General features: G+C 71.2%; 22 protein-coding genes. 7 read left to right on the top strand and 15 right to left on the bottom strand.

The features are described 5' to 3' along the window. Positions 1–59 precede the first annotated feature (59 nt). The 5 genes from gatA to ABD844_RS24530 all read right to left on the bottom strand — a co-directional run bounded on the left by gatA (position 60) and on the right by ABD844_RS24530 (position 7,476). The gene (gene gatA / locus ABD844_RS24550) at positions 60–1,550 is read right to left on the bottom strand and encodes an Asp-tRNA(Asn)/Glu-tRNA(Gln) amidotransferase subunit GatA (protein ID WP_344882318.1); all 1,491 of its coding nucleotides are present in this window, start codon (positions 1,548–1,550) and stop codon (positions 60–62) included. Continuing rightward, on the bottom strand, positions 1,547–1,846 hold the full coding sequence (gene gatC, locus ABD844_RS24545; RefSeq protein WP_344882316.1) for an Asp-tRNA(Asn)/Glu-tRNA(Gln) amidotransferase subunit GatC: 300 nt from the start codon (positions 1,844–1,846) through the stop codon (positions 1,547–1,549). Before gatC ends, gatA begins: the two co-directional genes overlap by 4 nt. Before the next feature lie 116 nt (positions 1,847–1,962). Further along, entirely contained in the window at positions 1,963–4,029 is a 2,067-nt protein-coding gene (locus tag ABD844_RS24540; protein ID WP_344882313.1) for a putative bifunctional diguanylate cyclase/phosphodiesterase, read from the bottom strand. Between the two features lie 193 nt (positions 4,030–4,222). Beyond that, positions 4,223–6,412, bottom strand: a complete 2,190-nt coding sequence (gene ligA / locus ABD844_RS24535; protein ID WP_344882310.1) for an NAD-dependent DNA ligase LigA — start codon at positions 6,410–6,412, stop codon at positions 4,223–4,225. Positions 6,413–6,483: 71 nt separating this feature from the next. Then, positions 6,484–7,476, bottom strand: a complete 993-nt coding sequence (locus ABD844_RS24530) for a methionine synthase (RefSeq protein ID WP_344882307.1) — start codon at positions 7,474–7,476, stop codon at positions 6,484–6,486. Between the two features lie 24 nt (positions 7,477–7,500). Here ABD844_RS24530 and ABD844_RS24525 point away from each other — a divergent pair, with 24 nt between their 5' ends. Next, positions 7,501–8,133, top strand: a complete 633-nt coding sequence (locus ABD844_RS24525; RefSeq protein WP_344882304.1) for an MBL fold metallo-hydrolase — start codon at positions 7,501–7,503, stop codon at positions 8,131–8,133. Between the two features lie 42 nt (positions 8,134–8,175). Here ABD844_RS24525 and mnmA read toward each other — a convergent pair whose 3' ends face one another. After that, positions 8,176–9,234, bottom strand: coding sequence for a tRNA 2-thiouridine(34) synthase MnmA (gene mnmA / locus ABD844_RS24520; protein WP_344882301.1), 1,059 nt, complete (start codon positions 9,232–9,234; stop codon positions 8,176–8,178). A 66-nt stretch (positions 9,235–9,300) separates the two neighbouring features. On the opposite strand from mnmA, the gene ABD844_RS24515 reads away from it, so the two are divergent. Then, a complete protein-coding gene (locus tag ABD844_RS24515; RefSeq protein WP_344882298.1) occupies positions 9,301–10,353 on the top strand; it encodes a DUF695 domain-containing protein in 1,053 nt (350 codons plus the stop codon). Between the two features lie 30 nt (positions 10,354–10,383). On the opposite strand, the gene ABD844_RS24510 is transcribed toward ABD844_RS24515, so the two are convergent. After that, positions 10,384–11,502, bottom strand: a complete 1,119-nt coding sequence (locus ABD844_RS24510) for a cysteine desulfurase family protein (RefSeq protein WP_344882568.1) — start codon at positions 11,500–11,502, stop codon at positions 10,384–10,386. Positions 11,503–11,601: 99 nt separating this feature from the next. Here ABD844_RS24510 and ABD844_RS24505 point away from each other — a divergent pair, with 99 nt between their 5' ends. The 3 genes from ABD844_RS24505 (at position 11,602) to ABD844_RS24495 (ending at position 14,090) form a co-directional block, all read left to right on the top strand. Beyond that, positions 11,602–12,111: a TetR/AcrR family transcriptional regulator gene (locus ABD844_RS24505; protein ID WP_344882295.1), complete on the top strand. Its 510-nt coding sequence runs from the start codon at positions 11,602–11,604 to the stop codon at positions 12,109–12,111. 278 nt (positions 12,112–12,389) lie between these two features. Beyond that, positions 12,390–13,580, top strand: coding sequence for an MFS transporter (locus ABD844_RS24500; protein WP_344882292.1), 1,191 nt, complete (start codon positions 12,390–12,392; stop codon positions 13,578–13,580). 12 nt (positions 13,581–13,592) lie between these two features. After that, positions 13,593–14,090 (top strand): HIT family protein, encoded by a 498-nt coding sequence (locus ABD844_RS24495; protein ID WP_344882289.1) that lies wholly within the window; start codon positions 13,593–13,595, stop codon positions 14,088–14,090. A gap of 211 nt (positions 14,091–14,301) precedes the next feature. Here the strand turns inward: ABD844_RS24495 and ABD844_RS24490 are convergent, their stop codons facing one another. After that, positions 14,302–14,532 (bottom strand): DUF397 domain-containing protein, encoded by a 231-nt coding sequence (locus ABD844_RS24490; protein ID WP_344882286.1) that lies wholly within the window; start codon positions 14,530–14,532, stop codon positions 14,302–14,304. Beyond that, on the bottom strand, positions 14,525–15,349 hold the full coding sequence (locus ABD844_RS24485; RefSeq protein WP_344882284.1) for a helix-turn-helix domain-containing protein: 825 nt from the start codon (positions 15,347–15,349) through the stop codon (positions 14,525–14,527). The genes ABD844_RS24490 and ABD844_RS24485 overlap by 8 nt, the downstream gene beginning before the upstream one ends. 262 nt (positions 15,350–15,611) lie before the next feature. Here ABD844_RS24485 and ABD844_RS24480 point away from each other — a divergent pair, with 262 nt between their 5' ends. Beyond that, a complete protein-coding gene (locus tag ABD844_RS24480; RefSeq protein ID WP_344882280.1) occupies positions 15,612–15,986 on the top strand; it encodes an ATP-binding protein in 375 nt (124 codons plus the stop codon). 309 nt (positions 15,987–16,295) lie between these two features. Next, a complete protein-coding gene (locus tag ABD844_RS24475; RefSeq protein ID WP_344882277.1) occupies positions 16,296–16,628 on the top strand; it encodes a hypothetical protein in 333 nt (110 codons plus the stop codon). 186 nt (positions 16,629–16,814) lie between these two features. Here the strand turns inward: ABD844_RS24475 and ABD844_RS24470 are convergent, their stop codons facing one another. The 6 genes from ABD844_RS24470 to ABD844_RS24445 all read right to left on the bottom strand — a co-directional run bounded on the left by ABD844_RS24470 (position 16,815) and on the right by ABD844_RS24445 (position 24,588). Beyond that, on the bottom strand, positions 16,815–17,768 hold the full coding sequence (locus ABD844_RS24470) for an electron transfer flavoprotein subunit alpha/FixB family protein (protein ID WP_344882274.1): 954 nt from the start codon (positions 17,766–17,768) through the stop codon (positions 16,815–16,817). A gap of 18 nt (positions 17,769–17,786) precedes the next feature. Beyond that, positions 17,787–18,566, bottom strand: coding sequence for an electron transfer flavoprotein subunit beta/FixA family protein (locus ABD844_RS24465; protein WP_344882271.1), 780 nt, complete (start codon positions 18,564–18,566; stop codon positions 17,787–17,789). A 220-nt stretch (positions 18,567–18,786) separates the two neighbouring features. After that, complete coding sequence (locus ABD844_RS24460; protein ID WP_344882268.1) at positions 18,787–20,001, bottom strand: serine/threonine-protein kinase; 1,215 nt, start codon at positions 19,999–20,001, stop codon at positions 18,787–18,789. Positions 20,002–20,036: 35 nt separating this feature from the next. Next, a complete protein-coding gene (locus ABD844_RS24455) occupies positions 20,037–21,893 on the bottom strand; it encodes a serine/threonine-protein kinase (protein WP_344882266.1) in 1,857 nt (618 codons plus the stop codon). 16 nt (positions 21,894–21,909) lie between these two features. Next, on the bottom strand, positions 21,910–23,943 hold the full coding sequence (locus tag ABD844_RS24450) for a serine/threonine-protein kinase (protein WP_344882263.1): 2,034 nt from the start codon (positions 23,941–23,943) through the stop codon (positions 21,910–21,912). A gap of 132 nt (positions 23,944–24,075) precedes the next feature. Beyond that, positions 24,076–24,588: a YbaK/EbsC family protein gene (locus ABD844_RS24445; RefSeq protein ID WP_344882260.1), complete on the bottom strand. Its 513-nt coding sequence runs from the start codon at positions 24,586–24,588 to the stop codon at positions 24,076–24,078. Positions 24,589–24,644: the final 56 nt, after the last annotated feature.

Below are 24,644 nucleotides of genomic sequence, written 5' to 3'. Positions count from 1 at the left end.
TGAGGTCCTTAGTTCAGATCGTTGCGTTCGCGTGAGCACGCGGCCGTCGCCTCCTCGTCCTACAGCTCGGGGGCCTTGGACAGCAGGCCACCGCCCCAGCGGCTCTCCAGGGCCTGCTCCACGGCCGCGCCGACCCGGTAGCAGCGGTCGTCGGCCAGGACCGGGGCCATGATCTGCAGACCCACCGGCAGGCCGTCTTCGTCGGCCAGGCCGCACGGCACGGAGATGGCCGCGTTGCCCGCCAGGTTGGACGGGATCGTGCACAGGTCTGCGAGGTACATCGCGACCGGGTCGTCCGCGCGCTCGCCGATCGCGAACGCCGTGGTCGGCGTGGTCGGCGACACCAGCACGTCGACCTGCTGGTAGGCGGCCTCGAACTCGCGGGAGATGACCGTGCGCACCTTTTGCGCCTGGCCGTAGTAGGCGTCGTAGTAGCCGCTCGACAGCGCGTACGTGCCCAGCATGATGCGCCGCTTGACCTCGGGACCAAACCCCGCGGCCCTGGTCAGCGCCATGACCTCTTCCGCGCTGCGGGTGCCGTCGTCGCCCGCGCGCAGGCCGTAGCGCATGGCGTCGAAGCGCGCCAGGTTGGACGAGCACTCCGAGGGCGCGATCAGGTAGTAGGCGGGCAGCGCGGTCGTGAACGACGGGCAGGAGACCTCGACGACCTTGGCCCCGAGCGACTCCAGGAGCTGGACGGCCTCGTGGTAGCGGGCCAGGACACCGGCCTGGTAGCCCTCGCCCGCGAACTCCTTGACGACGCCGATCCGCAGGCCGGCGACGTCGGGCGTCCTGGCGGCCTCGACGACCGAGGGCACGGGCGCGTCGATCGAGGTGGAGTCCATCGGGTCGTAGCCGGAGAACGCCTCGTGCAGCAGCGCCGCGTCGAGCACGTTGCGGGCGAACGGCCCCGGCGTGTCGAGCGAGCTGGCGAACGCGATCAGCCCGTAGCGGGACGAGCCCCCGTAGGTCGGCTTCATGCCCACGATCCCGGTCACCGCGGCGGGCTGCCGGATCGACCCGCCCGTGTCGGTGCCGGTGGACAGCGGCGCCTCGTACGCGGCCACGGCGGCGCTCGAACCGCCCGACGACCCGCCCGGCACCTTCGTCAGGTCCCACGGGTTGTGCGTCGTGTGGTACGCGGAGTTTTCCGTGGAGGAGCCCATGGCGAACTCGTCGAGATTCGTCTTGCCCAGGATGACCAGCCCGGCCGCGCGCAGGCGGGCCGTGACGGTCGCGTCGTAGGGCGGCCGCCAGCCTTCGAGGATCTTGGAGGCGGCGGTGGTGGGCATGTCGTGCGTGGTGAAGATGTCTTTGTGCGCGATCGGCACCCCGGCCAGCGGCCCGAGCCGCTCCCCGGCCCGGAGCCTGGCGTCGACGGCCCGCGCCTGGTCGAGCGTGGTCTCCCTGTCGACGTGCAGGAACGCCTGGACCTTCGGCTCGACCTCGGCCATCCGGTCGAGGTGCGCCTCGGCCACCTCGACGGCCGACACCTCGCCACCGGCGATCAACGAGCCCAGCTCGGCGGCGGTCTTACGGATCAAGCTCATGCCTCCTCCCCGAGGATGCGCGGTACCCGGAAACGGTCGTCCTCGACGGCGGGAGCGCCGGAGAGCGCCTGGTCAGGCGTCAGGGACTGTCGCACCTCGTCGGCACGGAAGACATTGGTCAGCGGAAGCGCGTGCGACGAAGGCGGCACGTCCTCGGCGGCGACCTCGGTCACCTTCGCGACCGCCTCGATGATGGCATCGAGCTGGGTGGCGTAGTGATCGAGCTCGTCGCCGGTGAGCGCCAGCCTGGACAACCGGGCCAGGTGTGCGACCTCGTCGCGGGTTATGGCGGACATGAGTCGTTGAACCCGTTTCGTGGATGGAGTCTTTGGACACTGCCATCCTAGGGGCCTTGACCTAGCAGGCCCGAACCATTAACTCCCCCGCAACATCCGCGAGACGTGAGCCCTCCTCAGGCGGTGCTGCTGACCTCGGGCTGGTAGCCGTACCGCACCGCCGCGCCCGGCCGGTCGCGCAGCCACACCGCCGCCTCGTCGGCCGGCATCGGCTCGCCGAACAGCCAGCCCTGCCCCACGTCGCACCCCAGCTCCGCCAGTCGCATCGCCACCTCGTCCGACTCCACTCCCTCCGCCACCGACCTCAGCCCCAGCGAGCGGACGAGGTCGACGATCGAGCGGACGATCCGGTAGTCGTCCTCCGACTCGGCGATACGGCGTACGAAGGAGGCGTCGATCTTGACCTCCGACACCGCCAGCCGCTGGAGCCGGATCAGCGAGGAGTATCCGGTGCCGAAGTCGTCGAGCGCCAGCGGGACGCCGAGCGTGGCCAGGGCCTTGATGGTGTCCTGGGTGTAGGCCTGGTCGCCGGTCAGGATGCGTTCTGTGACCTCCAGTTGGATGGCCGCCGGTGGCAGGCCGTACCTGGCCAGGCCGACCTCCAGTTGCTCGGGCAGGGCGGAGCCGAGCAGGTCGCGGGCGGAGATGTTGACCGAGATCTGCACCCGCAGCCCCGTGTGCCACCAGGCGGCGGCCTGCTCCAGGGCCTCCTCGACCACGTACGCCGTGAGCTGGCGCATCAGGTACGACTGCTCGGCCAGCGGCACGAACTCCGACGGCGGAAGCTGCCCGTGCACCGGGTGCCGCCAGCGCAGCAGCGCCTCCACCCCCTGGACGTCGCCGCTGCCCAGCCCCACCTTGGGCTGGTAGTGCAGGCGCAGCTCCCGGTTGTCGATGGCGCGGCGCAGGTCGCCGAGGAGCGTGAGGCGTTCCGGGGAGTTGCGGTCTTTGTCGGGCTGGTAGAGCTCGACGCCCGTACGCCCCTCCTTGGCCAGGTACATGGCCACGTCGGCCCGTTGCAGCAGCAGCTCGAAGTCGGGCGCGTGGTCGGGGTAGAGGGCGATGCCGACGGATCCGTCGAGGTCGAAGGTCATGCCCTCCAGGCGTACCGGCTCGGTGAGCGCCGCCCGCAGCCGGGCCGCCACCTCCCTGGCCGCGTGGGCGTCCCTGATCGAGGGCAGCAGCACCGCGAACTCGTCGCCGCCGAGCCTGGCCACGACGTCGCCCGGCCGTACGGAGTGGGTGAGCCGGTGCGCGACCAGTTGCAGCAGCCGGTCGCCCACCGGGTGGCCCATCGTGTCGTTGACCTCCTTGAACCGGTCGAGGTCGAGCAGGAACAGGCCGACCCGTTCGTCCTGGCGGACCTCGGCCAGGGCCTCCTCGGTGCTGACGATGAGCATCTTGCGGTTGGGCAGGCCGGTCAGCTCGTCGTGCAGCGCCTGGTGGTCACGGCGCATGGACAGCGTGGCGGTGAAGTAGACGGCGGCCAGCGGGGCGACGAAGAGGGGCACGAGTCCCGGCGAATGGCTCATGACCACGACGACCAGCGGGGCCAGGCCGAGCAGCCCGACGTACACGAGGCCCTGCGGGCCCACGGTGACCTTGAGCACGCGGACGATCGAGCGCCGCTCGTGCAGCGCCACCGCGCCGGTCACCAGGGCGGCCCTGCTCACGAAGTACGCGACCCCGGCCAGCACGATCGCCGGCAGGTCGCCTCCCGTGGGCACCCACGGCACGGCCGGGCTCGGCACGATCCCGAACGTCCCCAGCACCACGGCCGCCGCGGTCAGAGCGAGGGTGGACTGCGCGATGTTGAACATGACCCGATGCCACGACCTGCGCGTCACCACGCCGTTGATGGTGACGGCGACGGCCTGCATGAGCACCGCCACGGGCAGGCCGAAGTGCATCAGCACGGCGAAGGTGAACATGGTGGACGGATAGGTGCCGCCCACGATCGTCGCCGAGGACACCATCACGGGCCTGAGCTCACCCAGGATCACCAGCACCGCCAGCACCCAGAACAGGGGCCCGCGGGCCAGCTCCACCAGACCGGCGGGGTCCAGCCTGAGCATGGCCACCACCAGGGCGGTGAAGCCGATCACGGTGATGCCCGCGAGGTATCCCCACAGCGGCGTGCCGACGCGTGGTCCGGTGTCGCGGGTGTCGGTTGGGTCAGTCATCGGTAACAGAACCCCCATTAGGTCACTATGGGAGGGTACGACCTTCACCCCACTTCGCGAAACCAAGCGCGCACGTTCCGTCACTTCTCCTTTCCGACATATACCCAAAAAGCACCCTCAGTAGCAAACCATGCACGCTGCGGCCCGAAGCCTCCGCCCCTGACCGGACAGAAGGCCCCTTCCGGCGACCGGACTACTCCTCCGGCGTGACCGCCGCCGCCGCTGCCGCCTTCGGCCCCTCGTTGAGCAGGACCTCGAAACCGGCCCCGTCGAGGATCGGCACTCCTGCGGCCACCGCCTTGTCGTACTTCGACCCCGCGTTCTCCCCCGCGATCAGGAACGACGTCTTCTTGGACACCGACCCCGACACCTTCCCGCCCCTGCTGGTCAGGGCGTCGGCGGCCGAGTCGCGCGTGTAGCCCTCCAGCGTGCCCGTCACCACGAACGTCAGCCCGTCCAGGAGCTGCGGCCCCTTCTCGGGGGCGGGCTCGTCCTCCATCCGGACCCCGGCCGCGCGCCAGCGTTCGATGATCTCCCGGTGCCAGTCGACCTCGAACCACTCCCTGATCGTGGCCGCCACCCTGGGCCCGATGCCCTCGACCTCGGCCAGCTCCTCCTCCGAGGCGTTCATGACGGCGTCGATCGAGCGCAGGGCGTCGGCCAGGGCGCGGGCGGTGGGCGGGCCGATGTGCCGGATCGACAGGGCCACCAGCACCTGCGCGAGCGAGGACTGCTTGGCGCGCGGCAGTTCGTCCATGAGGCGCAGCGCGTTCTGGCTGGGCTCGCCGTTGAGGTTGGAGAAGAAGGTGACGACCTTCTGCTCGCCGGTCTTCGGGTCGATCTTGGGCAGGCCGGATTCCGCGTCGCGGACCACCGACTTGATGGGAACGAGCTGCTCCAGCGTCAGGTCGAACAGGTCGGCCTCGGTACGCACCACCGGCTGCTGCGGCGGCAGCGGCTGGGTGAGCGCGGTGGCGGCGACGTAGCCGAGCCCGTCGATGTCGAACGCGCGCCGCCCGGCCGCGAAGTAGACGCGCTCGCGGATCTGGGCGGGGCACCCGCGGGCGTTGGGGCAGCGCAGGTCGGCGTCGCCCTCCTTCTCGTACGCCAGCTCCGTGCCGCACTCGGGGCAGTGCGTCGGCATGACGAACTCCCGCTCGGAACCGTCGCGCAGCGCCGTGACGGGCCCGACGATCTCGGGGATGACCTCGCCCGCCTTGCGCAGCACCACGGTGTCACCGATGAGCACGCCCTTCTTGACCACGATGGCGGCGTTGTGCAGGGTGGCGCGCTCGACCGTCGAGCCCGCCACCACGACCGGCTCCATCACCCCGAACGGCGTGACCCGCCCGGTGCGCCCCACCCCCACCTGGATGTCGAGCAGCTTGGTGTTGACCTCTTCCGGCGGATACTTGTACGCGATCGCCCACCGCGGCGCCCGGGACGTCGAGCCCAGCTCCCGCTGTGTGCGGAAGCCGTCGATCTTCACCACGACCCCGTCGATCTCGTAGGCCGGGTCGTGCCGGTGTACGCGGTAGTACTCGATGAACTCGTTGATCTCGCCGAGCCCCGGCAGCACCTTGTAGAGGTCGCTGACCGGCAGCCCGAACTCGCGCAGCCGGTCGTAGACGTCGGACTGCGCGCGCGGCTCTGGCGCCCCCTCCCACAGGCCGATGCCGTGCACCAGCATCCGCAGCGGGCGCTGGGCCGTGACGCGCGGGTCCTTCTGCCGCAGCGTCCCCGCCGCGGAGTTGCGCGGGTTGGCGAACGGCGCCTTGCCCTGCTCGACGAGCTGCTCGTTGAGCCGCTTGAAGTCGGCGACCGGGATGTAGACCTCGCCGCGCACCTCGACCAGGCTCGGCACGTCGTGGCCCGTGAGCCGGTGGGGGACGCCCTTGATCGTGCGTACGTTGTCCGTGACGTCGTCGCCGGTGCGCCCGTCGCCGCGGGTGGCGGCGCGTTCGAGCCTGCCGTCGCGGTAGACCAGCGCGATGGCCAGGCCGTCGATCTTCAGCTCGCACAGGTAGGGGCCGGGGTCGCCCTCGGCCAGCCGCTCGGCCCTGGCCTGCCAGGCGGCCATCTCCTCGGCGCTGAAGGCGTTGTCGAGGCTCTCCATCCGGTTGAGGTGCTGGACCTTCGCGAAGTCTCCCGACACCGGCGCGCCCACCTGCTGGGTGGGCGACCTGGGCGTCTGGAGCGCCGGATGCGCCTCCTCCAGCGCGAGCAGCTCCTTGAACCACTCGTCGAACCGGGCGTCGCTCACCGTCGGCTGGTCGAGCACGTAGTAGCGCCAGCGGGCCTCCTCGACCAGCTCGCTCAGCTCGGCGTGCCGTTTGAGCGCGGTCACCGGCACGCCCCCGACCTCGGTGCCTGACTCACTCACGCAGCCTCTCCTTCCCTACGACCCCGTACGACCTGAGCAAACGCTACCGCCGAGCCCGCGCGAAGCCACGTTCAGCCGCCCGGCCGACCGTTCGCGGGATCGTCTCTGAGCACTTGGGCCGCCTTGCGGCAGGCGGCCAGCGCCGCGCGCGCGTACGCGGGCGAGGCCCCCGCCAGACCGCACGACGGGGTCAGCACCACCTGCTCCGCAAGCCGTTCTGCCGCGAACCCCAGCCGCTGCCACAGCTCCAGCGCGGGCTTGGCCACCACCCCAGGATCGGCGAGCCGGGTGTCGGTGCCCGGCACGACCCCCAGGAACAGCATTATCCCGGCCTCGAACGACTCCCCCAGCGCGTCCTCCTGCGCCCGCCGCAGCAGCGCCGCGTCCAGCGACACCCCGCGCACCCCCGCCCGGCGCAGCAGGCCGAACGGCACCCCCGGCGCGCAGCAGTGCACCACGGGACGGTCGAAGAGCCCCATCGACTCCTCCACCCGCCACTCCTCGACCGCCGCCAGCCGCCCGAACCCCGACGCCGTCGGCACCGTGCCCGCCAGCACCCCGGGCAGCCCCGGCTCGTCGAGCTGCAACACGATCTCGGTCACCCCTGGCAGCCGCCGCCGCACCTCGGCGCAGTGCTCGGCCACGCCCTGGGCGAGCGAGGCGGTCAGGTCGCGTACGGCCCCCGCGTCGGAGAGCATCTTGTCGCCGTGCCGCAGCTCGATCGCCCCTGCCAGCGTCCACGGCCCGCAGACCTGCACCTTCAGCGGCCCGGAGTAGTCGTGCCCGATCTCCTCCAGCCCGTCGAGGTCGCGCCGCAGATGGTCGACGGCCCGCTGGTGGTCGCGGCCGGGCCGGTCGGTCAGCCGCCATCCCGACGGCTGCACCTCAACGGACAGATCGACCAGCAGCGCCGCCGACCGGCCCACCAGGTCGGCCCCGACCCCCCTGGCGGGCAGCTCGGGCAGGTACGGCAATCCGGGCACCTCGCCGAACACAACTCTGATCGCCTCAAGATGGTCCTCGCCCGGATGCGAGCCGACCCCGGTGGCTTCCCACGTAGACATGGGCACAAGCGTAGGCTCTGGCGAGTGAAGCTCACGAAATACGATCACGCCTGCGTCCGCGTGGAGAAGAACGGCAAGGTCCTGGTCATCGACCCGGGCACTTTCGTACGGAGCCCGGTGCTCGACGGGGCCGACGCGGTGCTCATCACCCACGAGCACGCCGACCACGTGGACGTCGACAAGCTGAAGGCCGCCCCGCCCGGCCTGGAGATCTGGACCTGCGAGGGCGTGGCGGCGGAGCTGACCGAGGTCCCGGGCCAGGTCCAGGTGGTACGCCACGGCGACGCCTTCGAGACGGCCGGTTTCCGGGTGAAGGCGTTCGGCGAGTGGCACGCGAGGAACCACCCCGACATACCGCCTGTCCAGAACATCGGTTTCCTGGTCGACGACGAGGTCTTCTACCCGGGCGACGCGCTCACCGTGCCCGGCGTGGAGGTGCCGACGCTGCTGGTGCCGACCGGCGCTCCGTGGCTGAAGCTCGGGGAGATGGTGGAGTATCTCCGTACGATGCGTCCGGCGCGGGCGTTCTCCACCCACGACGGCCTCTACAACGAGATCGGCCTGGGCCTGGTGGACAACTGGCTGCGCATGGAGTCGGAGAAGCAGGGCGCCGACCTGCGCCGCCTCGCGGTCGGCGAGTCGGCCGTCCTCGACTGAGCCGGCCGTCCTCGACTGGCGCCGCTCGCCCCTCGGCCCGGCTCAGCGGGCCGAGACGATGGTGGCCGAGCCGATCACCGTGGCGCCGGAGTAGAGCACCGCGGCCTGACCGGCGGCCACACCCGTGGCGGGCCGGTCGAGCTCGATCGTGAGCCCGTCGGAGGTCTCCTCGAACCGGCAGGCGTAGACCTCACCGTGCGCCCTGAGCTGCACGGTCAGGTCGTCGAACCGGGACGGCCCATTCCAGACCGGACGCCCGCAGGTGATCGAGCCGACCTCCAGCGCCGTACGCGGACCGACGGTGACCGTGTTGGAGACCGGCTCGATGGACAGCACGTAGCGGGGCCTGCCGTCGGGCGCGGGACGGTCGATGCGCAGGCCCTTGCGCTGCCCCACGGTGAACCCGTGGGCGCCCTGGTGGCTGCCCACGACCGCGCCCTCCTGGTCGACGATGGGGCCCTCGGCCGCGCCCAGCCGCTCGGCCAGGAAGCCGCGGGTGTCGCCGTCGGCGATGAAGCAGATGTCGTGGCTGTCGGGCTTGTCGGCCACGGTGAGACCACGCCGGGCGGCCTCCTCGCGCACCTCGGCCTTCGTCGAGTCGCCCAGCGGGAAGATCGCGTGGCTGAGCTGCTCGCGGGTGAGCACGCCCAGCACGTAGGACTGGTCCTTGCCCGCGTCGACGCTCCTCGACAGCACGCCGTCGGCCAGCTTGGCGTGGTGGCCGGTGGCGACCGCGTCGAAGCCCAGCGCCAGCGCCCGATCGAGCACCGCGGCGAACTTGATCTTCTCGTTGCACCGCAGGCACGGGTTGGGCGTGCGGCCCGCGGCGTATTCGGACACGAAGTCTTCGACCACGTCGCGCTGGAAACGCTCGGCCATGTCCCAGATGTAGAACGGGATGCCGATCACGTCGGCGGCCCGGCGCGCGTCGCGCGAGTCCTCGATCGTGCAGCAGCCCCTGGCCCCCGTGCGGTGGGATTGGGGGTTGGCCGACAACGCGAGGTGAACACCAGTGACGTCGTGACCGGCCTCGGCGATCCGGGCGGCGGCCACGGCGGAGTCGACGCCGCCCGACATGGCGGCAAGCACACGAAGTCCCATGACCGTTCCAGCGTACTGTCCGGCGGGGTGTGCGCGACCATGCGCTCGGTCTGGAAGGATTCGGCCATGCGACTGTTCGGGCGCAAGGACGCAGACGACGGGGCCACCGGGCCTGACGAGGCCATCGCCGGATTCTGGGCGTGGTGGCAGGAGACCAGGCCGCGGCTCGACTCGCTGGTGGCCGCCGGCGAGGCGGAAGGGCTGGAGGATCTGCTGGCCCCGGCGGCGGCCGCGATCCATCCCGGGCTGGTCTGGGAGGTGGCCCCGGGCAAGGAGGCCGCGCACTCCCTGGTGGTGACCGCGGCGGGCGACGCCGAGCTGCGTTCGCTGGCGCACCGCTGGGCCAAGGCGGCGCCGCCGCCCGACCTGCTGTGGGAGTTCCGCCCGTCGCGTCAGGCCAACCCGCGGGCGACGGAGCTGACGCTCGACGTGGGCGGCCTCGAGTTCGCGCTCGACAAGCTGACGCTGGGGCTGCGCGTGCCGCGCAACCAGCCCAGGGTCGACGTGGCCGCCTACCACCCCATCTTCGCCGACCTCGACGAGGACATCCGGACGGAGGCCACGCTGCTGGCCCTCGACTGGCTGCTCGGCGAGGACGACGTGGCCCGGTGGCTGGGCGAGATCACGGCGGTCGCGTTCGAGCCGATCGACGCGGTGGCGGCGGCGCACCTGCCCGCCGTGGTCGCCGACGTGGCCTCGGGCTTCGGCGAGGAGGAGTGGGTGCTGCTGGAGGGCCAGACCGCCGGTGGCGCGTCGCTGGTCGCCACCGCGCGCTACCCGTTGCGGCCGGTGGACCATCCGATGCTCGACCAGCACATCGCGATCACGCTCCCCTACGCGCACCGCGACGAGAACGGCCTGCCCGCCGGCGACTCCCTGACCGCGCTGCGCGACTTCGAGGAACGGCTGGCCGCCCGGCTGCTCAAGCTGCGCGACGACGCGTTGCTGGCCGCGCACATGAGCACCGAGGGACACCGGGTCATCCACGTCTACGCCGACCCGACGAGCGACGCGGCGATCCACGCCAAGGAGCTGATCGTGGGCTGGGAAGAGGGCAAGCCCCGGGTAGATGTGTCGGCCGACCCCGCCTGGACGGCCGCGGCCCCGTTCCTCACCTGACCGGCGCCCGTCCTGTGGGCGTTCGTGGACCTACCCCACCCCCGCGCGGCGGGCGCGCTCGACGGCGGCCGGCAGCACCTCGATCAGCCGGTCGACGTCGTCACGCGTCGAGGTGTGCCCCAGGGTGAAGCGGAGGGAGCCGCGGGCCGCCGCCGCGTCGGCCCCCATGGCCAGCAGCACGTGCGACGGCTGCGCCACCCCCGCCGAGCAGGCCGACCCCGTCGAGCACTCCACCCCCTTGGCGTCGAGCAGCATGAGCAGCGCGTCGCCCTCGCAGCCGGGGAACGAGAAGTGGGCGTTGCCGGGCAACCGCTCGTCGGGGTGCCCGTTGAGCACCACGTCGGGCACGGCCTGGCGGACACGCCTGATGAGGTCGTCGCGCAAGGCCGCCAGGTGGAGCCCGAGTGCCTCCTGCTCGCGTACGGCGGTGCTGACGGCGGCGGCCAACCCGGCGACTGCGGGCGCGTCGAGCGTGCCGGAGCGCACGTCGCGCTCCTGCCCGCCGCCGTGCTGCACGGACACCGGCGTCAGGCCCCTGGCCAGCAGCAGCGCGCCGACCCCCATCGGGCCGCCGATCTTGTGGCCGGTCAGCGTGAGCGCGTCGGCCCCCGAGGCGGAGAACGACACGGGCAACTGCCCGACGGCCTGGACCGCGTCGGTGTGGAACGGGATGCCGTGATCGTGGGCGAGCGCGGCCAGCACGCGGACGGGCTGGACGGTGCCGACCTCGTTGTTGGCCCACATGACGCTGATCATGGCCACGTCGCCGGGGTCGCGTTCGATGGCGGCGCGCAGGGTCTCGGGGTGGACCCGGCCGTGCTCGTCGACCTCCAGCAGCTCGACCTCGGCGCCCTGGCTGTCGCCCAGCCACTGGGCCGGGTCGAGCGCGGCGTGGTGCTCCACGGAGCTGATCAGGACGCGGCGGCGCGGGCGGCGGGCCCAGTAGAGGCCCTTGATCGCCAGGTTGTCGGCCTCGGTGCCGCCCGAGGTGAAGACGACCTCGCTGGGCCGGGCGCCGAGCGCGTCGGCGATCGTCTCGCGGGACTCCTCGACCACCCTGCGCACCTGACGGCCGGCCGCGTGCAGCGAGGAGGCGTTGCCGACGCGTTTCAGTTGCTCCGTCATGGCCTCGATCGCCTCGGGCAGCATGGGGGTGGTAGCCGCATGATCAAGGTAGGCCGACGGTATGGTCACGCGTTCAGGGTATCTCGTTTGCGACTGTACCGTCCGGACGGTACAGTAATCGGCATGCGAAGGGACGAGCTTTTGGACGCGGCCGAGGATCTCCTCTGCGACCAGGGCTCGGCCGCGCTCACCCTGGCGGCCGTGGCCGACCGGGCGGGCGTGAGCAAGGGCGGGCTGCTCTACCACTACGGCTCCAAAGAGGCCCTGATCAAAGGCATGGTGGAGCGGCTGATCGAAGACTTCGACGAGCTGATGGCCGCCCAGCCAGGAGAGACCTACACCGAGCGCTATCTGGGCGCGACGCTGGCCTCCGTACGATCGGGCCGCCTGCGACGGTGGGCCGTCGTCACCGGGGCGTCGGGCAACCTCTTCCTGCTCGCGCCGCTGCGCGAGGCGATGACCCGCTGGCATCGCGAGGGCCTGAGCGACGAGCCCGACCCGCTGGCCGCGCAGATCGTCCGCCTGGCATGTGAGGGGCTCTGGGACGTGGCCAGCCACGACCCGGGGCTCAACACCGAGGGAGACCTCCAGGCCCTGGAGCACCGCCTCAGAGCACTCCTCAGCCCCGCCTGAGCCTCCCCGTCCCGACCTCCGCCCGGCTTCCCTAGGCCCGGCTTCCCCGGCCCCGATTCCCCGCCCGGCCCTTCGCCGTCCCTTCTCCCGTCCCGTTCCGTCACCGATCTGCCGCGGCCCTGACCTGGGCCGCGGCCTCCGCGTGCGCCGGACCGCCCCCTCGGGCGCGGCGCACGGGGAGGACCTCGCACGCCACGGTCTCGCCCTTCCCCCCACGGGGCTTCGCGCCCTGGCCCACAAATCCCGACTTATAACGAAATTGAATGAGGTGTGGCCTGATGACCCGCGACCTGAGGAGTGCCCGCTACGGGGCGGTCCTCACCTTCGTCCTTGCCGGCCTGATGGTGGGCACGATGACCGTGCGCATCCCCTCCCTGACCGACAAACTCGGCCTGTCCGAGGCCATGGTCGGAACGATCCTGCTGGTCTGGGGCCTGGGCGCGCTGGTGACGATGCAGTCCATGCGCCGCGTCATGGCGCGCGTGGGCAGCCGGGCGGTGTTGCGGGCAGGCGGTCCACTGACGGCGCTGAGCCTGCTCGGCGTGGCCCTCGCCCCCGACCTGACCCTGCTCCTGGTGGCCGTGGCGCTGTTCGGCATGGCCTTCGGCACCGTGGACGTCGCCATGAACGCCCAGGGCTCGGCCGTCGAGCAGGCGTACGGACGGCCCCTGATGAACGGCATGCACGCAGGCTGGTGCGTGGGCGCCATCTCGGCGGGCGCGCTGGGCAGCCTGGCGATCGCCGCCGGCCTGCCGTTCACCGCGAACGTGACGCTGGTCGCCCTGGTCTCGCTGCCGGTGATGGTGCTGCTCGGCCGTACGTACCTGCCGGAGTCCCCGGCGGTGGACGCGCGGTCGGCGGGGCGGCGCCGCCTGCCCCCGGTCGTCTACCTGCTCGGCGCGATCATGTTCTTCGCCTTCATGGTCGAGGGCACGGTCGCCGACTGGAACGGCCTGTACCTGCGCGACGAGCTGGGCGCTCCCGAGGCCCTGGCCGCGCTCGGTTACCCGGTCTTTGAGGTGGGCATGCTCGTCGCCCGGCTCACGGGTGACCGGCTGCGGGTCAGGTTCGGGGTGCGCGGGATGCTGACCGGCTCGGGGGTGGCCACGGCCGGGTTCTTCGCGGTCGTGCTGCTGGCTCCGGCGGCGCTGGTGGCGGTGTTCGCGATGTTCTTCGTCGGGCTCGGCGTGGCGACGATCTCGCCGCTCACGCTGTCGCTGGCGGGGACCGCGACCGACGCGCCGGGGCCGGCGATCGCCCAGGCGGGCGCCATGGGGTACACGGGCCTGCTGCTCGGCCCCGTGGTGATCGGCTTCCTGTCGGACGCCACCTCGCTGCGTACCGCGCTGGGGATCGGCGTGGTGCTGGGCGTGCTGATCGCGCTCGCCGCCCGCCTGCTCCCGGCCCGCGAACGGACCGCCCAGCCGAGCGACCAGCCCGCCAGAGAACCCGCCGAGGCCGCCGCCTGAGACCATCAAGAGATGGATCTTGAGCGGAACGTGCCCTTCGACATCGAGGCGTACGAGGCGCGGGTGAAGTCGCGCCCCTGCTTCATCTGCGCCGTCGTCGCCGGCGACCCCGACTACGCCCACGAGCAGATCGTCTACGAGGACGACCGGCACCTCGCCTTCCTGGCCCGCTATCCCACCATGCCCGGCTACGTGCTGGTCAGTCCGAAGCGGCACATCGAGCACGTCGTACGCGACCTCGACGAGGACGCCTACCACGCGATCATGGGCGTGGTCAGGAAGGTGGCGCTGGCCGTGGAGGCGGTGGTGCCGTCGGAGCGCACGTACGTGCTCTCGCTCGGCAGCCAGGAGGGCAACGCGCACCTGCACTGGCACGTGGCCCCGCTCCCGCCGGGCACGCCGTACCGGGAGCAGCAGTTCTACGCGCTCATGTCCGAGAACGGGCTGATCCCCTGGAGCCAGACCCAGGCCGAAGAGCTGGCCGGTCGCCTGCGGGCGGCGCTGGCCTGAGACTCCCCTGTGGATGGGGCGGGCGGCGGGTGGTCTGTCCACTCGGCGGGCTCGTATCGCCACCGACCCAGCCGCGTCCGTGGCAGCCTCCCGGCGTCATGTGTCGGTAGGGCGTACAGCACGGTAAGGGAGTCTCCCCTACGAGATGTAGGGATCGTGGGTCCGAAAGAAGGGGAGCGGCCATCCCGGCCACACCCCTTCCACGGGCAGCCTAGGAGAGGTTGAACTCGCCGCCCCTCGCTCCCTCCAGGAAGGCAAGCCATTCATCGGGCTCGAAGGCCAAGACCGGCCCCTTCCCTTCGTCCTTGGTGTCTCGAAGGAGAACACTGTCGTCCGGTCGCCGCATCACTTCGACACAGCTCCCGCCGTTCCCTCCGGATGCCTTGGCTTTGGTCCACACGCCCACGGCCAGACCGCCGGTGTCAGGACCTGTGTTACTCATAGCTCGTCATCACCTCGCGAATCGTTTCCCGACTCTTGTCCACGGGATACGCCATGCTTGAGAGGGCTTCCCACCGCACGATAAGCGCTTGTACCGTCCCGGCGCGATTCGTTACCCGCCCCTCCTCGGCGCTCTCCAGGTACGCGTGATCGGGTCCGCCGTCGAGGAGGGTGGCCACCTCGAATGCGCCAAGACAGCCGGTCGTGAGTCCTGCGGCGAGAGGCACGATCCGTACCGTGATGTACGGAGGGCGAAGGACATCAAGGATCTTGGCCAGCTGCTCCCGCATCACCTCCTTGCCCCCTACAGGACGCCGGAGGGTGCTCTCGTCGATGAGGGCCGAGTACAAGGGTGGGAGGGATCGCGCGAATACCGCTTGCCTGTGCATCCGGAACCGTACGGCCCGTGCGGTGTCGTCCTCGGTGGCTCCCGGCTCGCCGAGGAACACCTGCCGGGCGTAGCCTTCCGTCTGGAGCAAGCCCGGGATGAGCATCGGTTCCCAGGTCCGGATGGTGTGCGCGAGCATTTCGACTCTCGGCCACTCCCGGAACCATTTCGGTCCCATGGTGTTGCCGTGGATCACTTGTAGAAGCTCCATGAGCTGACCGGCCAAGCCCAGGGCCTTCTCTACCTCGCGTGTGTAATCCTCGGTCGGCTTGCGCATGAGCCGTTCGACATGCCCCACGGCGCTCTCACTGTAGGGCAGCCTGTCTGCCAGGCGCTCTTGACTCAAGCCCTGGTCCATCCGGTATTGGCGTTGACGCCTGGCGTACTCCGCCCACGCCTCCCTGCTCGGATCCTCCCCCTGTTGGGTCATGTCACACCCTTTCTCCGAGATGTCGCCCCTGGTCGATCACTCTCCGGATTGGCCTACAAACTGTAAGGAACTGTACGCCCGTTCGGGGAGGCGTGCCACGGAGACAGGAGTCCATGCTGTGAGGGCTTACAACCTCTCAGAAGGTTGTAGACCCAGTCGGAGCGTACAGCCCAGATCCGGCCTGTACGCCAAGCGTTCCCCGAGGTGAACCATGCGAGTAGCGGTGTCGGAGCGTCCGTACGCACGCATCAAGGTGTGGCTGATGAGCGAGATCGACGACCCTGCCCTGTTGCCCGGGCTGGCTCGCCGAGAGCTTGCGGGCTGGCTAGAGGATCGTCGTGCGCTCGGCGACCTCCAGCTCATCGCGTCCGAGCTGGTGAGCAACGCGGTGCTTCATGGCAGCGGCGGGTGGGTGCGGATGAGCCTGCGGCCGGTGGAACAGCGGGAACGGCGTTTCTGGCGGTTGAACGTCGTAGACCCCGGCCTGTCGGCGTCAGTGCCCATGCCGCGCATGCCAGGGCCGCACGAGCAGACGGGCAGGGGCCTGTGGGTGGTGGACGCCCTGACCAACGGGTGTTGGGAGACAAGCCTCACTCAGGTGGGCGAACGCGTCGTGTCAGCCCTGCTGCCCCGGTGAGCGCCGAGAGTACGTACGGGAGTGCGGACGGCCGAGCGTGAGCGGCTTGGCGAAAGTGGTCCCGTACGTGACCGCGCACGAGGACGAGACGATCGCGTATCGGCTCGCTTTGGCCTCTCACGCCGAGGCGACCGACGGGATCAGGCTGTCGTACACCGACGCCGTCGCTCATGACTGGATGTTCGGCGTGCTGTGGCATCGGCAGTGCCTGTCCCGCGCAGGTCGTCCGTTGTGGAAGCTGGTCAACACGGCGCGGCAGCGGCGCTGCATGCTCCGTCTACTGTGCCAGGTGTGTGTGGAGGGACAGCGGTGGACGGCGATCGGATCTGGTGGTTGCTGCCCGAGCCTCCGGGCGTGACGGGTGGAGGCAGGCAGTTCACGCACGCGCCGCCGACCTGCCGGTCGTGCATCCCGCGAGCACGCGCGTTGTGCCCGCGACTGGGTCCGGAGTCGTACGTCTACACGGCACGCGCCGGTGAGCCGTACGGGGTGGTGGCGGATGTGTACCGGCCTGCCGCCGCGCGGAAGGTGGTCGTGGTTCAGCGTGCGGTGGAGGTGCCGCTGGAGGCGTACAGGGTGTTGGAGTACGCGCTGGCCACGCAACTGCTCGTCGGGCTGGACGGGCTACAGCACGCCGAATAATGCGACGTCGGCGAGACGTCGCAGCCGGTTGGGCAGCCGCCCCGGCACCCATCGATCTCCGGCTGATCGCCGTGCTTCACTGGCGGGCACGGGCCCCCGGGCGGCGCAGCCCCACTCTCCAAGTATCTCCACGCGCCTCACGCGTGAGACGCCGGAGAACGAGGACCGCGCCTCCCCGGGCAAACCCTACTTGCGCTTCCTGACTTCCTCGGTGAGCTGCGGCACGACCTGGTGCAGGTCTCCGACCACGCCGTAGTCGGCCAGCTCGAAGATCGGGGCCTCCGGGTCCTTGTTGATGGCCACGATCGTCTTGGCCGTCTGCATGCCGGCCCGGTGCTGGATGGCCCCCGAGATCCCGGCCGCGATGTAGAGCTGCGGCGAGACCGTCTTGCCCGTCTGCCCCACCTGGAACTGGTGCGGGTACCAGCCCGCGTCGGTGGCGGCGCGGGAGGCGCCCACGGCGGCCCCCAGGGCGTCGGCGAGGCCCTCGATGATCGAGAAGTTCTCGGCCGAGCCCACGCCGCGCCCGCCGGAGACCACGATCGCGGCCTCCGTCAGCTCGGGACGGGCGCCCTTCTCCTGCTTGACGCGCTCGACGACCCGGGTGGCCTTGGCGGCGTCGGACAGGGTGACGGAAACCTGCTCCTCGGCCCCGGCGCCCGCCGCCGCCACGGGGGCGGTGGAGTTGGGGCGTACGGCGATGATCGGGGTGCCCTTGCGCACCCGCGCGTGCACGTTGACGCCGCCGCCGAAGATGGACTGGTCGGCCGTGAAGCCCTTGCCCAGGCCCACGGCGTCGGTGATGACCCCGGAGTCGATCTTGATGGCCAGGCGCCCGGCGATCTCCTTGCCCTCGGCGGTCGAGGCCACCAGGACGGCGGCGGCCGACGAGGCGGCGACGAGCTGGGCGAGCAGCTCGGCCTTGGGCGCGACCACGTGGTCGACGAGGTCGTCGGCGCCGGCGACGTAGATCTTCTCGGCGCCGTACTCGGCGAGGCGGGCCTTGGCCTCGGCCGTGATGCCGGGGCCGGCCCAGACTGCGGCGGGCGTGCCGAGGGTGCGGGCCAGGGTCAGCAGCTCGAGCGTGACCTTCTTGACCTCGCCTTCGACCTGCTCGACGAGAACGAGAATTTCCGACATATCAGTTGACCCTCGCTCTCAGATGAACTTCTTGGACGCCAGGAACTCGGCCGCCTTCGCGCCGCCGTCGCCCTCGTCCTTGACGATCGTGCCGGCCTCGCGCGGCGGGGCCGGGGCGAAGTCGACGACCTCGGACCAGGCGGCGGCCAGGCCGACCTGGGCGGCGTCGATGGAGGCGTCGCCGATGGCGAGCGTCTCGACCGGCTTCTTCTTGGCCGCCATGATGCCCTTGAACGACGGGTAGCGAGGCTCGTTGATCTTCTCGACCACGGAGACGACGGCCGGCAGTGTGGCCTCGACCCGGTCGTAGCCGTAGTCGGCCAGGCGCTGGATCCTGATGGAGGCGCCGTCGACCTCGACCTTGTTGGCCAGCGTGAGCTGCGGCGTGCCGAGCCGCTCGGCCAGCATGGCGGCCAGCATCCCGGTGCGCGCGTCGGTGGACTCGGAGCCCAGGATGACCAGGTCGAACCCGATCTTCTTGAGCACCTGCGCCATCGCGTACGAGGTGGACAGAGCGTCGGAGCCGTGCAGCGCGTCGTCGCTGAGGTGGACGGCCTTGTCGGCGCCCATGGCCAGCGCCTTGCGGATGGTCTCGCCGGCCTTCGCGGGGCCCATGGTGAGGACGGTCACCTCGCCACCATGGGCTTCCTTGAGCTTCAGTGCCTCTTCGACCGCGTACTCGTCAAGCTCGTTGACCACGCCGTCGGCGGCGTCCCGGTCGAGCGTGTTGTCATCGGACCGCAGCTTGCGCTCGGTCGCCGTGTCGGGGACCTGCTTCACGCAGACGACGATGTTCATGGCCGGTGGCCGACCTCCCGTAGTTCGCGTGCGCCCCCGCCTCGTTGCGTGGGCGCCGAATCCATCTGTACAGACTGCCAGGTGCCCGCAGGACATCCGGCAGAGGGTCTGCGGTGGTTTCGCCGTCATGTTACCCGCCGGTAGCTTCCGGGCAAACCAGCCGAGGGTGTGATCCGCGCGTCAATCGCCCTCCACCATACCGAACTTTATTCGGTACGCTTCACGCGGACACGAGGAACACGATCCCGACCACCAGAGCCGTACCCGCGAACAGGGCCAGCGTGAACGTGCTGAACACCGCCGCCAGCCCGAACGCCAGCCCGACCGACCCCGCCACGCTGACCAGGTCGGCGATCACGCGCCCACGCCGGTGGGGCCTCCGCGAGAACAGCGCCACCCCCGCGTCGGACACCCAGCCCAGCGCGTACGCCGCCAACAGGAACAACGACACCTCAGGCAACGGCTCCCTGGCGGCGGCCGCCAGCAACGACACGAACAGCCCCGACCCGATCAGCCAGCGCCGCCGCACCTTCTCCCGGTGCCTGGCCCTGGACTCCTCCACCGAACGCCCGTGCCGCTCCTTGCCCGGCTGCCACTCCCTGGTGCTCAGGTCGTCGGCGGCCGAACGCGGGCGTACGACGGGAGCCGCCGTGCGCGGCGCGTGCGAGACGGGCGCCACGCCCAGCCTGGCGCAGATCCGGTCGGCCGTGGGCCGCGCGGCCGGGTCGGTGGCCAGGCACTCGCGTAACAGCGGCTCCAGCCACTCGGGCACACCCTCCAGGTCGGGCGGATGGTGCACGACCCGGTAGGCGATCGCGGAGGCGGGCCCCTGCCCGTACGGCTGCCGCCCGGTGGCCGCGTACGCCAGCGTCGCCCCGAACGAGAACACGTCGGCCTCCATGCCCGCCGCCCGCCCCTCCAGCACCTCGGGAGCCAGGTAGCCCGGCGTGCCCACCACGGCTCCGGAGGCCGTGACCGAGAGCGAGTCGAGCGCGCTGGCGATGCCGAAGTCGATGACGACCGGCGCGCCCTCGGTCATCATCACGTTGGCGGGCTTGAGATCGCGGTGCACCACGCCCGACTCGTGCATGGCGAGCAGCGCGTCGGCCAGCCCGGACGCCAGCTGCCGCAGGTCGGAGACGGGCACGGGCACAGCGCTGAGCGGGCGGCCCTGCACGTAGCGCGTCACGAGGTAGGGCTTGTCGCCCTCCAGCGAGGCGTCCAGCACCTCCGCCACGTGCGGCCCGCCGACCATGCGCATGGTCTCGACCTCGCGCGCCAGCCGGGACAGCGCCACGCCGTCGGCCGCGACGTGCGGGTGCAGCACCTTGACCGCCACCGTGCGGCCCTCAGGGTCGAGCGCCAGGTGCACCGCGCCGAATCCGCCGGACCCGAGACGGGAGAGAAGCTCGTACGGGCCGAGGCGCTCGCTCATACTCCATCTCTCCCCCCGAGGGACAGCACGAACACTCAGGACCAGGGATTCAGGAACCCCAACCCCAGACCGTCAAGCAGACTGCCGATCAGCCCGACGATCAGGCCGACCGTGCTCTGCCTGGCGTCGCTGGCCAAGTCGTTGATCACCGACTGCGGGGCCCGCCACGGCGACCACACCGGATCCTGCCCCAGCGCGAACATGACCGCGAACAGCGCCGCCGTGCCCACCAGCACGACCGCCACCAGCGCCGCGCCAGGGCTGCGCAACACGCCGGTCAGCGTACGGGTGACCGCCCTGCGGGGCGGGCCGCCGCCGGGCAGCACGAACAGGCCGGCCGCGAAGGCGCCCGACGCGAAAGCCGCCGCCTCGTTGACGCCCATCCCACCGGCCCAGTAGAGGACGCCCCAGACGCAGATCCCGAACAGCAGCGCCAGCGGCACGTGCACCACCGTCACCAGCGCGGACTTCACCAGCGCCCACGGCGTGCCGACCAGGGCCAGCAGTGGATCGGCCGCGCTGCTCCCGCGCACCTGCCGCCGTTGGACCAGATCGCCGAAGAGGTATTCGCCGATGCGCAGCACCAGCGCGAGCGCCACGGCCACGGCGCCCACCATGACCGGCATCATGACGGTCCCGGCCACCAGCGTGACCAGCAGGAGCAGGCCCACGACCTGGCTGCCGAACAGGAATTTCCGCCGCTCAGCCGGCGGGGTGTACTGCGGCGGCGGGGTGTAGGGCCTGACCTGCGACGGCGCGGTCTCCGGGGCCGCGGCCCGCGGGGGCGCGGCCTGTGCGGGTGCGGGGTAACCGGCCACCCGCTGGTCGGGGCGCGGCATGGGCGGCCTGGCCGACATCGGCGCGGGGACGTACGGCGGAGGCCGCTCCTCCCTGCGCGGCGCGGCGGGCAGGTCTTCGCGCCGCGTCGGCGTCGGGGAGGGCCCCGGGGAAGGCGGCGTGGAAGGCGGCGGCGCGGCCTGGCGGTAGTCGACCGGCGGCAGCAGGTCGGAGAACGTGTCCATGGTGCGGGTGCGGTCGCCCAGCCGCTTGGTGCCGGTCGGCCCGTCGGGTGGCGCCTCGTGGAACGTCGTCACCGACGGGTCGAGCGCCCTGGCCATCCGCAGCAGCTCGTGCGCGTCGGGCCGGGCCTCCGGATCGACCTGGAGCGCCCGGCTGAGCCAGCCGCGCAGCCACGCGGGCGCCTTGTCGAGCTGCGCCCGCCCCTCCATGATGTTGAAGCAGACCGCCTCGAACGTCCCCGTGCCGAACGGCGGCACACCGGCCACGGCGAAGAACACCGTCGAGGCCAGCGCGTGCACGTCGGCCGCCTGGGTGATCTCCGAGTCGCGGATGATCTCGGGCGCCAGATAGCCCGGCGTGCCGACGAACATGCCCGTCTGCGTCAGCCTGGTGGCGTTCACCAGGTGGGCGATACCGAAGTCGATGACCAGGGGCTCACCGTCGACCAGCATGACGTTGGACGGCTTGAAGTCGCGGTGGATCACGTCGGCGGCGTGGATGGCCACCAGCGCCTGGCAGAGCCCCTGGGCGAGCCTGATCAGCTCACGCGCCTCCAGCGCGCCGTCGGCCAGCACGGTGTCCTCCAGCGTGCGGCCCGGCGCGAAGCGGGTGACCACGTACGGCTGCCCGCCGACCAGCTCGGCGTCGATCACCTCGGCGACGAAGGAGCTGCGCACCCGGCGCATGGTCTCGACCTCGCGGGTGAGCCGGTCGCGCGCCTTGAGGTCGGCGGCCACGTGGGGGTGCAGCACCTTGATGGCGACCTCGCGCCCCTCGTCGTCGAGACCCAGGTGGACGACCCCCATGCCGCCCTCGCCGATCTTCCTGACCAGGCGGTAAGGGCCGAGGCGTTCTGGTGCTTGCGTGCTCATCGCCGCCTTCCCCGCGTCATCCCCCGGAATTCCCCCCTAGCTGGTCGAGCTCTGTGGTCACTGGTCCGACGTTCAGCGGAGTCCATACGGCCCCCCTTGGCTTGTCCCCGAACGTGCTGGAGAAGGCGAGGATCAGCGAGAGCCCGGCAGCCGCCGCGAGCACTCCCGCCATCACCATCGCCGCTGTTCTCGAGGGTACGAGCGATGAGAGCGTTCTGCGCATCTGTTTGCCAGGACCCTCCACTCCAGGGCCCGCGCAGACGGTCCACAGAGCGATCGCGGCGCCCCACGCCAAGGCGTTGGCGGAGGCCATCCCGGCCACCACGGTGAGCAGCAGGGTCACCGGCAGCCCGAGGATGAGCGCGTAGAGCACCAGCGCCAGCGTGATGCCCGCCGACTTGGCCAGCGCGGCCGGGTGGGCGAACACCCTGACCACGTCGAGGGCCGCCGCCCCCGCCGCCCTGCGGCCCGTGAGCTGCGGCTGGGCCAGGTCGGCCGCGCGCAGCAGGATCGCGGCCGGGACCGCCGCGATCGCCACGAGCACCGGCGCCAGCACGGCCGCCGCGATCATCAGGACCAGCAGCATGGCGCCGGCCACGCCGTACGCCCTGGAACGCTGCAGCACCTTGCCCGGCGCCACGCTCGGGATGTACGGCTCCCGCTTGGTCGCCGGGTCGAGCTGCGGGTATTGCGGCTGGGCCGGGATGTAGGGGGGCGGCTGCACCGGGATCGGGTTGGGCCGGCCGTAGTCGGGCAGGTCGGGACGCCCCGCGTGGCCGTGCGCCATGTGGGACGGCGGCGTGTTGGGATGGGGCGCGTTCGGCTGCGGTGTGCCGGGTGGTGTGCCGGGGCGTGTGCCAGGTGGTGTGTTGGGCGCCGTGCTGGGCCTGCGGTAGTCGGGCGAGTCAGGGCGCACCCGCCGGGTGGGCACGTCGGTCTCGCCCGGCGGCGGGGCCGGCGGGCCGCTGCCGCCGGTCTGCGGCGGGTAGGCACTCGCCTCGCGCTGGATCTGCCGCAGCTCCTCCGGCGACACCCGACGCGTCGGCCACGGGTCGGGCTGGTTGGGCAGGAGCGAGACGTATTGCTGGTCGGGCGGCGGTGTGCCGGGCTGGTCGTGCCCTTCGAGCAGCCGCCTGGGCGTCACCGGCGGCGTGGAGATCTCGTAGGACGGCCGGTCGGTGACCGGGGTCGGCAGCGGGACCTGCGGGCCGCCGGGACGCGGCGCCGTGGAGATCTCGTCGGGCCGGCCGCTCGGCGCCGGGGCGGCGAGCATGCGGGCGGCCTGCTCGGCCAGCTCGGCGGCCTTGGGCCGCTTGCTCGGGTTGCGCTGGAAGGCCGCCTTGAGCAGCGGCTGCAACTCGGCGGGGGCCGCGCTGATGTCGGCCTTGCCCGCCGTGATGTTGTAGAAGATCATCTCCAGCGTGCCCTTGCCGAAGGGCGGCTGGCCGGTGCCCGCGTACAGCAGCGTGCCCGCCCACGCGTGGATGTCGACCTCGGGACCCGCCTCCTGCCCCTCGATGATCTCGGGGGCGAGGTAGCCGGGCGTGCCGATGAACATGCCGGTCTGCGTCAGCCGCGTCGCGTCGACCGCCTGGGCGATGCCGAAGTCGATCAGGACGGGCTCGCCGTCGAGGATCAGCACGTTGCCCGGCTTGAGGTCGCGGTGGATCACGCCCACCGAGTGCACGACGGCCAGCGCGGCGGCCACCCCGTGCGCGATCCTCACCAGGTCGGGCAGGCCGAGCGGCCCGTCGTCCTTGACGATCTCGTCGAGCGCGCGGCCGGGCACGTACTGGGTGACGATGTAGGGGCGATGACCGGTGACGTCGGCGTCGAGCACCTCGGCGATGTATTTGCTGCGCACCCTGCGCATGGTCTCGACCTCGCGCGAAAGCCGCCGCCTGGCGACCTCGTCACCGGCGACCTCAGCGCGCAGGACCTTGACCGCCACCTGCCGCCCCTGGGGGTCGACAGCGAGGTGGACAACGCCCATCCCGCCTTCACCGAGCCGCTTGAGCAGCCGGTAAGGGCCTAGTCGGTCATCGTTCATGGCATGAAGCACCATACCGGCTTAATCCCCGCCCACGAGATGAACCATGAGGCCACATTCCCACTCGTACAACGTCCAGAACGGGCTCATCGGTTTCCCATCCAACGGTCTCGAAACGGCTTCAGTTTTCCCTCAGCCGGCCAGGGAGAGCACCTCTGCTCTCTTCAGGCCGGCCAGCGCGGCGCCGGAGACGGCGAGCTTCGACCTGCGCACGCCGCTGCCGATCACCACCCTCGGATGCCCGGCGACATGGGTGTCCACCAGCAGCGGCCACTCCTCGGGCAGGCCGAGCGGGGTGATGCCGCCGTATTCCATGCCCGTGAGCTCGACCGCGTCGGCCATCGGCGCGAAGCTCGCCTTGCGGGCGTCGAGGTGCCTGCGCACCACGCCGTTGACGTCGACCCGCATCGTCGCGAGCACCATGCAGGCGGCGTAGCGCGTCTCGCCGCCCCGCTTGGCCGCCACGACGACGCAGTTGGCGGACTCGTCGAGGGTGACGGCGTATCGCTCGCAGAACGCCGCCGTGTCGGCCAGATCGGGATCGATCTCGGCCACCTCGACCCCCTCCATGTCCGGTACGGCCCGCGCCACCGGATCGGCCAGCAGGTCGATCCGCTCGGTCGCGGGCACCCAGTGCAACGTCATCCCAACTCCTCGATCGCTTCTCCCACGAGCCTATTGCGGCTGTGGGAGCAGCGGGA

The sequence above is a fragment of the Nonomuraea antimicrobica genome (assembly GCF_039536965.1).
GTDB classification, from domain to species: domain Bacteria; phylum Actinomycetota; class Actinomycetes; order Streptosporangiales; family Streptosporangiaceae; genus Nonomuraea; species Nonomuraea antimicrobica.
This window is presented reverse-complemented; position numbering and strand designations above follow the sequence as displayed.